Raw genomic sequence first — 13,752 nt, 5'->3', positions numbered from 1 at the left:
TTGGTAAAAATGAAGCAGATAAAGAGGTTAAAACGAAAAAAAACAAGTCTTTTTCTGACAGCAGCGGTGCTTTCACTGGGCATCCTTTCCGGCTGCGGCGCTGAATCGAAGGAAGCGAAAGAGGCGCGTATGACCGGAATCGAGCAGTTAAATGCAGGTAATTATCAGGATGCGATTGATTCGTTTGGAAAAGCGCTGGATGAGAGCGATGGGATCGTCAATTCTTTTGAGCTGGATGTTTTAAAATACCGCGGCGAGGCAGAATACAAACTGGCGGATTATAAGGCGGCAACGCAGACCTATGGAATTCTGGCGGAGGTAGACGGCGGAAAAGCGGAATACCTCTATTATAAAGCGGCATCGGAGGCAGCAGCCGGACAGGCGGAGGATGCCGAAAAGGATTTTGCGGCAGCGGAGGAAAAGGCGAAGAACAGCAAAAAGAGCAGCGCCGCGGCTCCGGGTGTGAGTCTGGCGTTTACGGCGCTTGCGTCGGCGGCGCGGGATGCCGGGGATAGTGAGCTCGCAGCCCAGTACTGCAATCAGGCGATCGAGCGCGGCGTGTCGGGGCCGGAGATTTATAATCAGCTTGCGATCAGTGAAATGGAGGCTGGCGATTATGAGAGCGCGATGTCCCATTATGAGGAGGCGCTTTCGCTGGCGGACAGTGAGACGGCGCTGGTAATCCGGCAGAATATTGCGGTTCTCTATGAGAAAGAGGGCGATTTTGCGAAGGCGCTGGAACAGTTTAAGGAGTGCCAGGCAGCCGGTGCGGACACACCGGAGGTGCAGAGGGAAATCCGTTTTCTGGAAAGCCGGTAAATATTGGAGGTAATATGGCAGAATTGTTCGATATGAAAGAACTGGAGGAGCGCGTCATTCTGGTGGCGGTCAGCACCTCTGATGAAGATGATACGGAGGCGTCCTTGGATGAGCTGGAGGAGCTGGCGGATACCGCCGGAGCGACGGCGATCGGGCGTCTGGTGCAGAACCGGGAGAAGATTCATCCAGGCACCTATCTGGGCAGTGGAAAGATCGGGGAACTGCGGGAGATGGTCTGGGAAATGGGCGCAACCGGCGTGATCTGCGACGATGAACTGTCCCCGGCACAGCTTCGCAATCTGGAATCGGCGCTGGATACGAAGGTAATGGACCGGACGATGGTCATTCTCGATATTTTCGCGGCGCATGCGACGACGAGCGAGGGAAAAATCCAGGTTGAGCTGGCACAGCTGCGTTACCGCGCAGCGCGCCTGGTCGGTCTGCGCAGTTCCCTGTCCCGTTTGGGCGGCGGTATCGGTACGAGAGGACCGGGTGAAAAGAAGCTGGAGATGGACCGCCGTCTGATTCATGAGCGGATCGGGCAGCTAAAGTCGGAACTGGAAGATGTCAAACGCCACCGCGAGGTGACGAGAAAACAGCGCGACCGGAAATATACGCTGTCGGCGGCGATCGTCGGCTACACGAATGCCGGTAAGTCAACGCTTTTAAACACCCTGACGGGTGCAGGAATCCTGGCACAGGATAAACTGTTTGCGACGCTGGATCCGACGACGCGTGGATTAAAGCTGGCGAGCGGACAGGAGATCCTGCTGACAGATACGGTCGGATTCATCCGCAAACTGCCGCACCATCTGATCGAGGCGTTCAAGAGTACGCTGGAGGAGGCACGTTATAGCGATATTGTCCTCCATGTGGTCGATGCGTCGAATCCGCAGATGGACACGCAGATGTATGTCGTATATGATACGTTGCGTCAGCTGGAGATCGGCGATAAGACGGTGGTAACAGTCTTTAACAAGATGGATCAGGTGGAGCATCCGGAGACGCTGAAAGATCTGCATTCTGATTATCAGGTGCAGATTTCTGCGAAGACGGGCGCGGGGCTGGATGAGCTGAAGGATATTCTGGAAATGATTCTGCGAAACCGCAAGATTTATCTGGAAAAGGTATTTTCCTACCAGGAAGCCGGACGCATCCAGACGATCCGCAAATACGGTCAGCTTTTAAAAGAAGAGTACCGGGAGGATGGCATTTACGTGGAGGCGTATGTGCCGACGGAGCTCTACGCAGGGCTGATGCGCTAACAGGCAGATGATAGGTTACCGTGTTACGGTTCACGTATACGTGCCCAGTAACGGAATTTGCCGTGGCTTCGCATTTAAATACGGCAAATTCCTGCTGCCACCACGTTTTCTTACGGCACCTTTGAAATTCCCGGGAATTGACTTTTTATTTTAAATTTGTTAGAATGTAGCATATTTATGGCTGTACAGAATGCTGGAAGGCAGATGCGTACAGATCCATACGGTAAAGAGGTGTGCGGGGAAAAACCGTATGCCTCTTCTTCATGTTTTGGCGGATGCTAAGAAGTTGTTAAGATGAAGAGAAAAGAGATGACAGGGCGCAGGCTGCTTGTGTCGGATAGAATGACCGCACAAGTTTGCAGACATCTGGGATAAAGGAGTTAGAATATACAGAATGGAACAGAAGGGACAAAACAGACAGGAACAGATTCTCGTCGGAATTGACGTTGGCTCAACGACGACGAAGGTGGCAGTGATGGAGGTGGCAACGGGGAAAGTCCTGTTTTCGGACTATACACGCCATCACTCGGATCAGCTTCAGAGTGTGTCGAGAGCTGTAAAATTGGTGAAAGAGACGCTTGCGGGGCGGTCATTTCTGACGGCGATGACCGGTTCGGGCGCAAAGCACCTCTCGGAAGAGCTGGGGATCCCTTATGTACAGGAGGTAGTGGCGAACTCGATCGCCTTGAAAGCCATGTACGAGGAAATCGGAACGGCGATCGAGCTGGGTGGACAGGATGCGAAGATTATCTTTTTCCAGAGGGATAAACGGACGGGCGAGCTGCAGGTCGCAGATATGCGGATGAACGGAAGCTGTGCTGGCGGTACAGGTGCGTTTGTGGATGAGATTGCTTCTCTTCTTAAGACACCGGTTGAGGAATTTGACGCGCTGGCGGCACAGGGAACAACCGTATATGATATATCCGGACGGTGCGGCGTGTACGCCAAGACCGACATCCAGCCTCTTTTAAATCAGGGGGTTAAAAAATCAGATTTGGCGCTTTCCTCCTTCCATGCGATTGCCAAACAGACGATCGGCGGTCTGGCACAGGGACTTTCGATCGAGAAGCCGGTCGTCTTTGAGGGCGGTCCGCTGACCTTTAACCGGACGCTGGTGCGCGTGTTTGCTGAACGTCTGGACCTTCGGCCGGAGGAAATTTTAAGTCCGGACCGGCCGGAACTTCTGATTGCCTGCGGTGCGGCGCGTGCGGCAGTGAAGCTTTTTTCGAAGGAAGAGGCGCTCGCCACGGCAGACGGACTGTTAGATCGGATCGAGAAGGTGCGTGCGGCGCGCGAGGAAGCAAAGAAACAAAGTGAAGCCGGAAATGGCGATGAGATGGCGGAGGGCACGTTCCGTTCCCGTCCATTTTTTGCCGACCAGGCGGCGCAGACGGAATTTCAGGAGAGACACAGACGCCCGGAACGAAAAACAGTATATCCGCAGCCAGGCAGTACGCTGCGGGCATATCTGGGTATTGATTCGGGCAGTACGACGACAAAATTTGTCCTGTTAGATGAGAATGAGGAACTTCTGGATTCCTTTTATGCGCCGAATCAAGGCGATCCGCTGACGGTGGCAAAAAAAGCACTGATTGCGATGCGGGAAAAGTATGCGTCCCACGGCGTGCGGCTGGAGATTTTGGCAGCCGGGACGACCGGTTATGGAGAAATGCTGTTTTCACGCGCATTTTCGGCCGAGACACACGCGGTTGAGACGGTGGCACATGCGCGTGCGGCGGCAAAATACACGCCGGATGCGACGTTTCTTCTGGACATCGGCGGTCAAGATATGAAGGCAATCTGGCTGGATAATGGCGTTATCACAAATATTGTCGTGAATGAAGCCTGCTCATCCGGCTGTGGGTCTTTTTTGGAAAATTTTGCATCCTCCCTGCATATTCCGGCGCGGGAGATTGCTGAAAAGGCATTTTCTTCGCAGCATCCGGCTGCGCTCGGAAGCCGCTGTACCGTCTTTATGACGAGCAGTATCGTGACGGAGCAGAGAAATGGAAAGCTGCCGGAGGACATCATGGCGGGGCTGTGCCGTTCGATCATTGAAAATGTATTTACAAAGGTTATCCGTGTGTCGAATCTGGATTCCCTGGGAAAGAGGATTGTGGTACAGGGCGGAACGTTTGAAAATGATGCGGTTCTCTGTGCGCTGGAACAGTATGTCGGCCGCCCGGTGATCCGGGCGCCGTATCCGGGCATTATGGGGGCGATCGGTGCGGCGCTTTTAGCGAAGGAAGAGGCAAGGAGCCGGAAACAGCCGCATTTTACCAGTTTGGATCAAATGGAGTCCCTGACCTGGCAGCAGGAGGCGAACGTGCCGTGTCCGTTCTGTATGAACCATTGTCAGCGTGCGGTGGTGCGGTTTTCGAATGGAACCTCATGGATCACGAACAACCGTTGTGAGCGGGGCGAGATTCTTGGCGATCCGAAGGATGTGAAAGTGCGCGAGCGACTGAAAATAGCGTCCGAAAACCGGAATAAAGTGCCAAATCTCTATAAATTGCGGGAAGAACTCCTGTTTGCAGATTATCTGGATCAAGCGGAAGAGGGGGATGCATCGTCTGCAAAAAGTCATTCAGAGCGGGCATCCGCTAAGACTGGTTTTGTGCCGAATGCTGTGTCTGATACTGTGCGGCGAAATATAACCATCGGTCTGCCGTGCGTCCTTGCTTTCTGGGATACGATGCCGTTCTGGACGACGTTCTGGCGTTCGCTGGGCTTTGAGATTCAGATTTCATCCCCGAGCACGCACAAGATGTTTGAGGAAGGCTTAAGCGCGGTAACTTCAGATACCGTCTGCTTTCCGGCAAAACTGGTGCACGGGCATATCCGCGATCTGGTAAAGAAGAAAGTGGATCGTATTTTTATGCCGTCGATTGCGGCGATCGGATCGGAAAATACGGAATCAACGAGCGAGTCCATGTGTGCAGTCGTGAAGGGATATCCGCTTGTGATCCGCAACTCGGATTCTCCGGAGAAACAGTGGGGCATTCCGTTTGATGCACCGTTATTTTACTGGTACAGGGAGGAAGATAAAGAACGTCAGCTTATTACATATATGGAACAGACATTTTCCATCCAGCCGTCGGAAACGAAAAAGGCGGTTCTTGCAGGAAATGATGCGATGCGGCAGTTTGGGAGCCGCCTGAAAGAGGCGGGAGCGAAGGTTCTGGAAGAGGTGGAAAAAGAGGGGCGCTATGCGGTGGTGCTGGCGTCAAGACCGTATCAGAATGATGCGCTTGTCAACCACAGCCTGCCGGAGCTTTTGACCGAGTTTGGCGTTCCGGTTCTGACGGCAGATTCTGTTCCGGGCATTGAAAATGTGGATTTAAGCCACAGCCGTCTGGATGTCGTAAACAATTACCACGCGCGGATACTGGCGTCCGCGGTTCTGGCGGCACAGAGCCAGAATCTGGAATATGTCCAGTTTGTAAGCTTTGGATGCGGGCATGATGCATATTTGTCGGATGAGATCCAGCGTATGATGCGGGGAATCTCCGGAAAATCACCGCTGATCCTGAAACTTGACGAGAGCGAGGTACAGGGACCGCTGCGGATCAGGGTGCGTTCCTTCCTGGAGACGATCAACATGCGGCGGAAGAAGCGGGAGATGGCGGAGAGGCTGCAAAACCAGCCTGGAACAAGCCGACAGGAGAATGCGGGCGGCGGAAATGAATGCGGGACGGCTGCGCTGGGACCAGACATTCAAAAATCCTGGCAGGTTCACGAACTTTCGGATCCATATCCGGTTAAATTTGAGGTGGAAGACCGCAAGAAGCGCACGGTTCTGGTCCCGAACACCTCCCACGCGTTCTGCCGGATTATGTCGGCGGCGTTGAAGACACAGGGAATCCGGGCAGTTCCGCTGGCGGTCGGCAGGGAAGAGGCGATCCGCCTCGGAAAGCAGTATGTCCACAACGATATCTGTTTCCCGGCGCAGATTGTCATCGGCGAGGCGCTGGCAGCACTTCGGAGTGGTCAGTATGTGCCATCTGAGACGGCGATCGGTATGGGAAAATACATCGGTGACTGCCGCCTGACCCATTACAGTGCGCTGCTTCGCAAGGCGCTTGACGACGCCGGCTACCCGGAGGTGGCGATTCTGACGAACGATGACGTCGATTATCATGATCTGCATCCGGGCTTCCGGATGAACCTTGTGTCGGCGATCCGTCTGGCGGGAGCGCTTCCGATGATCGATATTCTGGAAGAGCTGCTTCGCAAGATCCGCCCGTATGAGAAAGTTTCCGGAAGCAGTGATCAGGCATTTGGCGAGGCGATGGATTTCGTCGTGGATGGTCTGGAGCAGCATGGGCTTTCAGGCGCTCTGCGAGGCTTTAAAAAGGCGATCCAGCGGATGAATGCGATCGAATATGACCGGAGCCAGCCGCGCCCGCGCGTCCTGATCATCGGCGAGTATCTCCTCAATTTCCATCCGGGCGCGAATCATGAGATTGAGCGCTACCTGGAGAAAAATGGATTTGAGATTATTGAGGCGCGGATGACGGATGTTATCCGGAAAACGTATTTCTGCCAGGATGAGCAGATTCGGACGTATCATCTGAAAAAGCCGTTTGTCAAGAAAAACTGGTACCATGTGGCGAACCGGGTATTTGACGCTGCGCACGCGGCAGCGGATCGGATAGCGAAACAGCATCCGCTCTATACGCCTGTCTGCCGCCTGCCGGAACTGGTAAAGGAAAGTGACCCGATCATCCCGCACACCTTTGATGCGGGCGAGGGCGTGCTGATTCCGGGTGAGATCCTGCACCATGCGGCGCACGGCTGCCGGGCATTTGTGATTTTACAGCCATTTGGCTGTCTGCCAAACCATGTGGTAGGACGCGGCATCGTAAAAAAAATGCGGGAAATGTACCCGGACGCCCAGATCCTGCCGCTTGACTACGATCCGGATGTGAGCTTTGCCAATCTGGAAAACCGCCTGCAGATGCTGATTATGAATGTGAAAGAAAGAAGCGTGGACACGGTTGCCCTGCCGGACGTGGGGCAGAGAAGCCCCGTGGAGACTATGAATAGAAAACAGAAAAACGCCGATAATAAAAAGCAGAAAGTTTCCTGATTTCGGGTTAGACAAAAATAGAAATCACATAAGCCCACGCGGCGGAAAGGGACAAGCTATGAAACATCTGGAAATTGAAAAGGTGATTGGACGGGAGATTGTTGATTCGAGAGGAAATCCAACCGTGGAGGCGGAGGTTTATCTATCAGACGGAAGCATAGGACGCGGCGCGGCACCGAGCGGTGCATCGACAGGTGAATTTGAGGCTCTGGAGCTGCGAGACGGCGACAAGTCGCGTTTCGGCGGAAAGGGCGTACAGAAAGCAGTCCAGAATGTGAATACCGTGATTGCAGAGGTGTTAAGGGGCATGGATCCGGCGGACGTCTATGCGGTTGATAAAGCGATGATCGAGGCGGACGGAACCAAGGATAAATCCAAGCTGGGCGCGAATGCGATCCTGGCGGTTTCGATCGCGAACGCACGGGCAGCAGCCAATGCGTATGGTCTCCCGCTGTACCGTTTCCTCGGCGGTGTGTCTGGAAACCGTCTCCCGGTTCCGATGATGAACATTTTAAACGGCGGCGCGCATGCGGCAAACACCATCGATGTACAGGAGTTCATGATTATGTCGGTTGGAGCAGAGAGCTTTTGTGAGGGACTCCGCTGGTGTACCGAGGTGTTCCATGCACTGGCAGCATTGCTTAAAGAGCGCGGACTGGCAACCTCTGTCGGTGATGAGGGCGGTTTTGCACCGGATCTGGGAAGTGACGAAGAAGCAATCCAGTGCATCTTAGAGGCAGTGGAGAGAGCCGGATATAAGCCGGGCGAGAGTTTTGTCCTGGCGATGGATGCGGCATCCAGTGAGTGGAAGAGCGGCAGGAAGGGCGAATATCTGCTTCCGAAGAGTGGCAAACACTTCACCTCCGAGGAGCTGATCGCACACTGGAAACAGCTCTGCGGGAAATACCCGATCGCCTCGATCGAGGATGGTCTGGACGAGGAGGATTGGGAAGGCTGGCAGAAGATGACCGCAGAACTCGGCGGACAGGTGCAGCTGGTCGGCGACGATCTGTTTGTAACAAATACCGAACGCCTGGAAAAAGGTATCCGTCTCGGCTGCGGCAATTCGATCCTGATTAAGCTGAACCAGATTGGATCCGTCTCCGAGACACTGGAGGCAATCAAGATGGCACATAAGGCAGGTTACACGGCGATTGTATCCCACCGTTCCGGCGAAACCGAGGATACGACGATCGCAGATCTGGCGGTCGCATTGAATACCTGCCAGATCAAGACGGGCGCACCGAGCCGGAGTGAGCGCGTGGCAAAATACAACCAGCTTCTGCGGATTGAGGAAGAGCTGGGAACCGGCGCACAGTATCCGGGGAAGGCGGCATTTAATAAAAATTAAGTTGTCTTTTTTGCGAGATATCGTGCAGACAAGCAATCTGTTACATTGCATGAAATGTGTGAATTGTTCCGAAAACGAATGCATTTCCTCAGAAACAGACCAAAATCATCTGGGGAAATGCCGGATGGCGTCGAAACAAAGGAAAATAGAATACAACTTTGAAAAGGAATGCGTTTTACCGTACAACCAGGACGGAGAGAAACGTATTCCTTTTTGTTTTGCATAAGACCGAAAAAAGGAATATTGCTAAAAGTTTGACAATATTTTAAAAAATAATCGTTTTTATACGAAATTTATTGACAAAACAGTGGGAATGATTGTAAAATAACTGTAAAGCAAATATGAAAAAAGGATTTATTTTTTTTGAACGAATGGAAAAACGTTTTACTAAAGGAATGGTCCGGCGGATAACGTATTTCACATAAAAAGGAGGATGAAAGAATGAGAAAGAGAACATTAAGCATTGTACTTGCAGCAGCAATGTGTGCCAGCTTAACAGCCTGCGGCGGTGGCGGAAGTACCGCTGAGACAACGGCAGCTGACAGCAGCAATACCGAGACAAAGGCAGCCGACGCTTCAGAGAAATCTGACAAACCGCTTCGTGTGTGTGTTGTCTACACCGGCAACTTAGGTGATAAGAGCTACAATGACTCCTGCAACATGGGTGCACAGAAAGCAGTTGAGGATTTCGGCATCGAGCTTAAGAGCCTTGAGGGTACCACTGCTGAAGAGTGGAAAGCAAACCTACTTCAGGCTTGTGATGACGGCTACGATTTAATCATCGGTGCTTCTTCCAACATCGCAGATTATATCACTGAGAATGCATCCAGTTATCCGGATACCAAGTTTGCAGTTATCGATACAACCGTTGATCTGCCGAACGTTGAGTCCATCAGCTTTGCTCAGAATGAGGGCTCCTTCCTGGCAGGTGCGGCAGCAGCTATGTTCACCACCAAGACCGATATCCCGAATGTCAATGAAGATCATATCATCGGCTGGGTAGGCGGTATGGATATTCCGGTACTTCATGACTTCTATACAGGTTATGAGCAGGGCGCGAAGTATATCGATCCGGATATCAAGATTCTTCAGGCTTTTGCAGGAAGCTGGACGGATCCGTTAAAGGGTAAAGAGCTGACGTTAGCACAGTATGAGCAGGGTGCTGATATTGTCATGAACGTAGCATCCGGTACCGGTGTTGGTATTCTGGAAGGTGCAAAAGAAGCTGACAAATACGCAATCGGCGTTGACTTAAACCAGGATTCCGATCAGCCTGGACATGTTCTTACTTCCATGGTTAAGAGAGTTGATAATGCTTGCTATCTGGTTATCCAGTCTGCAGTAGAGGGAACTTTTGAGGGCGGCACAACCAAATATCTGGCATTGAAGGACGGCGGTGTCAGCCTGACCGATTTCTCTGTTATCAAAGAATCTCTGGGCGACAAATTCCCGCAGGATATCGTTGATAAGTGTGATGAGCTTGCCGAGAAGATCAAATCCGGCGAGATCGTAGTTGAAAACTATGAAGGATTTGGCCCACAGGCATAATTGATAAAGACAAGGCCGGGAGCGAGTGAAACCTGGCGGCGAAGGGGGATCTGAATTCTTTCAGGTTCCCCTTCATTTTCAACAAAATGTTTTTTCTTGGAAAGAGCCGTCAGGCATTTCCGGACGAGAGGGTGATCGAATGAACGAATACGTAGTGGAGATGAAAGGAATTGTCAAAAATTTCGGGCAGGTTCAGGCGGTAAAGCATGGTGAATTTACTCTGAAAAAGGGCGAGATTCATTCTCTGATTGGTGAAAATGGAGCTGGTAAATCCACCATGATGAAGCTTCTGTACGGCATGTATCCCATTGACGAGGGCGAGATTATCGTCAAAGGTGAACCGATGGGAACCATCACACCGAAGCTTGCAATTGAGCACGGTGTCGGCATGGTCCATCAGGAATTTATGCTGGTGAATGAGCTGACGGTTCTGGAGAATATTATTCTGGGATTTGAACCGAAAAAGGGATTGACAATTGACTTTGACAAGGCAAGAAAAGAAGTTAAAAAGTATATTGAACAGTATCATATGGACGTGCAGCTGGATAAGAAGGTAAGCCAGATTTCAGTAGGCGAGGCGCAGCGTGTGGAGATTATCAAGACATTGATGCGAGGTGCTGATATCATCATTCTGGATGAGCCTACAGCGGTTCTGACCCCTCAGGAGGCGGAACGTCTGTTTGAAATCCTGAATAATCTGAAACAGGATGGAAAATCCCTTGTCTTTATTTCTCATAAGCTGAATGAGGTTATGGCAATATCAGACCGCATCTCTGTGATGCGTCAGGGACAATATATGGGCACTGTTAATAAAGAGGAAACCTCTCCGCTGGATCTGACCAAACGAATGATCGGACGTGAAGTATTCTTAAACATTGATAAGGCTTATTCTGAGGCGGGAGATACGATTCTGGAGGTTCAGGACGTGTGGATTCCCAGTCAGAAGGAGACATCGAAGATCCGGGGTATGTCCCTGCATGTCAAGACCGGCGAGATTGTCGGCGTGGCAGGTATCGATGGAAATGGACAGAGTGAGCTGGTTGAGGCGATCACCGGACTTCGCAAGGTAGAGAAAGGCAAGATCCTTCTTTGCGGCAAGGATATTACGAATCAGAGTCCGAGAAAAGTGAGAGAGAGCGGTCTTTCCCATATTCCGGAGGATCGAAATACAAGAGGTCTGAACCGTGCCATGACCATCGAGGAAAATCTGATCGCAGTCCGCCTGGATCAGCCTCCATTTACCAGGGGCATCATGATGAATAAATCAGGACAGGATACCTATGCAAAAGAAATGGTAGAACAGTTTGATATCCGCCCGGCGGATTATAATCTTCCTACATCTTCCTTATCCGGCGGCAATGCACAGAAGGTCGTAGTAGCCCGGGAGGTATCTCTTGGCAATAAGCTTCTGGTAGCATCCCAGCCTACCAGAGGTGTAGATATCGGTGCCATCGAGCTGATTCGAAATACCCTGGAAAAGGCGAAAAAGGCAGGCGCCGGTGTCCTGCTGGTATCGGCAGAGCTGGAGGAGATTATCTCCCTTTCGGATCGTATCGTTGTTATCCATGAGGGCAAGATCACCGGCGAGATGCGTGCGGATGAGGCGAATGAGAACAATCTGGGTCTGCTTATGATGGGCGGTACAGACACAGGGAAGGACGGTGAAGCAGCAGTATGAATCAGACATTAAATGGTATTCGAAGGATTCTTATTACGATACTCGTTGCGATGGGTGTCGGTGCGCTGTTTATCGTAGCGATCGGGGAGAATCCGATTGATGCATATGCGGCGCTGTTCCGAGGTGCTTTTGACGGAGAGCTTCGTCTTGGTACAACCTTGGCAGGATTTACTCCGCTGCTGCTGACATCCATTGCCTTTGCAGTTGCAGCAAAAGCAGGTGCTTTTAACGTAGGTGTTGAGGGCGAGGTTTTCTTGGGCGGTATCACAGCTGCTTATATTGGCATTAACTGGACCTTCCTTCCGAAGCCGGCTCTGTATGTGGCCTGTTTCGTAGGTGCTATGGTGGTAGCAGCTGCCTGGGCCTTTATTCCGGCGGTTCTGCGTGCCTATTATAATGTAAATGAAGTATGTACCACCATTTTGATGAACACGGTAGCACTTTATATTACATCCTATCTGGTCAGCGGACCAATGAGCGCAGGTACTGCCAATGCTCAGTCCCTGCCGGTTACGGTAAGGCTGTATCAGTTTATGAAACCCAGCAGTGTCAATGTAGGTATTTTCATCGCGGCCATCACCGTGATTGTGATTATTTTTATGCTTCAGAAGAGCAGCTGGGGCTATAAGATTCGTACCGTTGGCCTGAATCCGACCCATGCGGATTATGTGGGAATTGATTCTAAGAAGGTGTTTATCGGTGCCATGATGCTTTCTGGTATGTTGGGCGGCATGGCAGGATGCATCGAGGTTCTGGGTGTTCATGGATATTTCCTGAACAACTTTGCAACCGGACTTGGAAGCAATGGTATGCTGGCAGCTCTGATTGTAAAGAACAACATGGTTTCGACTCCATTTATGGCATTTTTCCTGGCAGTTTTAAAATCGGGCGCTATGGGAATGCAGCAGTCAACCGGTGTGCCGAAATCACTGGTTGATACCATTACAGCTGTGTTCATTATCATAGCGACCATGGAGACTGCGTTCCAGTTTGCAAAGAAACGTAAAAAGAAAACGGAGGAGAAGAAGGAGGATAAGGCATGAATGCGATAATGCAGAATTTTGATAAAATCTTTAATGCGTCGCTGATTTATGCAACGTTTCGTTCAGCGACTCCGATCATCTTTGCCGCTCTTTGTGCGGCTATCACTCAGCAGGCCAATATCTTAAATATCGGTACAGAGGGTATCATGCTGGTAGGTGCTTTTACTGCAGTTGCAGTCAGCTTCTTTACCGGAAGCTGGTTATTAGGCATTCTGGCAGCGATGATCGCCGGTGCTGTCATTGCTATGATCATGGCAGTGGGACATATCCGGTACAATTCGGAGATCTGCGCCATCGGTATGGGTATTAATATGCTGGCACTGGCTATTACTAAATTCATGGTAAATGCGATTTTCCACAGTACCGGAAGTTTTTCAAGCCCGGATATCAAGGCGATTCCCCGTGTGAACGTTGCATTTTTAGACAATCTTCCGGTAGTGGGGGCTCTGTTTAACAACTGGTGCGTGACCGAGTGGTTTGCCATCGTTCTGATTATCCTGCTTCAGTTTTTCTTCTATAAAACTGTATGGGGACTGCGTCTGCGTGCAGTAGGTCAGTTTCCGGAAGCGGCGAAGACGGCAGGTATCAAAGTAAATGCTGTGAAATATCAGGCAATGCTGCTTTCCGGTCTCATCGGAGGTCTGGCAGGTGCTCATCTTTCCCTGGGTTACAGTACCCAGTTTATCGAGAACATGACCAACAACCGTGGTTTTATGGGCGTTGCAGCCATGTATTTCGGCGGTGCCAACCCGGTTCTGACCACACTGGGCTGTCTGCTGTTTGGATTTTCAGATTCCGTCGGTGCCCGTCTCCAGGCATATGGCATTCCATCCCAGTTCGTTCTGATGATGCCGTATATCGTGACCATCGCGGTACTGGCAATTTCCATGATTGCGAAGATTTCAGCCAACAAGAAGAGAGAATCATCCCTGCATGTGGGAAGCTGATGATGAAGA

The 13,752-nt window shown here is 51.3% G+C and carries 8 protein-coding genes; all 8 read left to right on the top strand.

The window, feature by feature from the left end; all coding sequences use genetic code 11:
* Positions 1-9 precede the first annotated feature (9 nt).
* The 8 genes from C7U56_RS12985 to C7U56_RS12950 all read left to right on the top strand — a co-directional run bounded on the left by C7U56_RS12985 (position 10) and on the right by C7U56_RS12950 (position 13,743).
* Positions 10-819 carry a tetratricopeptide repeat protein gene (locus C7U56_RS12985; RefSeq protein WP_107001573.1) on the top strand — a complete coding sequence of 270 codons (810 nt, stop codon included), beginning with the start codon at positions 10-12 and terminating at the stop codon, positions 817-819.
* A gap of 14 nt (positions 820-833) precedes the next feature.
* Positions 834-2,084 (top strand): GTPase HflX, encoded by a 1,251-nt coding sequence (gene hflX, locus C7U56_RS12980; protein ID WP_107001572.1) that lies wholly within the window; start codon positions 834-836, stop codon positions 2,082-2,084.
* Between the two features lie 394 nt (positions 2,085-2,478).
* Positions 2,479-7,176 (top strand): acyl-CoA dehydratase activase, encoded by a 4,698-nt coding sequence (locus C7U56_RS12975; RefSeq protein WP_107001571.1) that lies wholly within the window; start codon positions 2,479-2,481, stop codon positions 7,174-7,176.
* A gap of 58 nt (positions 7,177-7,234) precedes the next feature.
* Positions 7,235-8,527 (top strand): phosphopyruvate hydratase, encoded by a 1,293-nt coding sequence (gene eno / locus C7U56_RS12970; RefSeq protein WP_107001570.1) that lies wholly within the window; start codon positions 7,235-7,237, stop codon positions 8,525-8,527.
* Positions 8,528-8,968: 441 nt separating this feature from the next.
* The gene (locus C7U56_RS12965; protein WP_107001569.1) at positions 8,969-10,075 is read left to right on the top strand and encodes a BMP family lipoprotein; all 1,107 of its coding nucleotides are present in this window, start codon (positions 8,969-8,971) and stop codon (positions 10,073-10,075) included.
* A 139-nt stretch (positions 10,076-10,214) separates the two neighbouring features.
* The gene (locus tag C7U56_RS12960) at positions 10,215-11,753 is read left to right on the top strand and encodes an ABC transporter ATP-binding protein (protein WP_107001568.1); all 1,539 of its coding nucleotides are present in this window, start codon (positions 10,215-10,217) and stop codon (positions 11,751-11,753) included.
* The gene (locus tag C7U56_RS12955; protein ID WP_107001567.1) at positions 11,750-12,796 is read left to right on the top strand and encodes an ABC transporter permease; all 1,047 of its coding nucleotides are present in this window, start codon (positions 11,750-11,752) and stop codon (positions 12,794-12,796) included. The genes C7U56_RS12960 and C7U56_RS12955 overlap by 4 nt, the downstream gene beginning before the upstream one ends.
* Positions 12,793-13,743, top strand: coding sequence for an ABC transporter permease (locus C7U56_RS12950; RefSeq protein ID WP_233430272.1), 951 nt, complete (start codon positions 12,793-12,795; stop codon positions 13,741-13,743). Before C7U56_RS12955 ends, C7U56_RS12950 begins: the two co-directional genes overlap by 4 nt.
* Positions 13,744-13,752 lie beyond the last annotated feature (9 nt).

Source organism: Clostridium fessum, from assembly GCF_003024715.1.
In the GTDB taxonomy this organism is placed as follows: Bacteria; Bacillota; Clostridia; order Lachnospirales; family Lachnospiraceae; genus Otoolea; species Otoolea fessa.
This window is presented reverse-complemented; position numbering and strand designations above follow the sequence as displayed.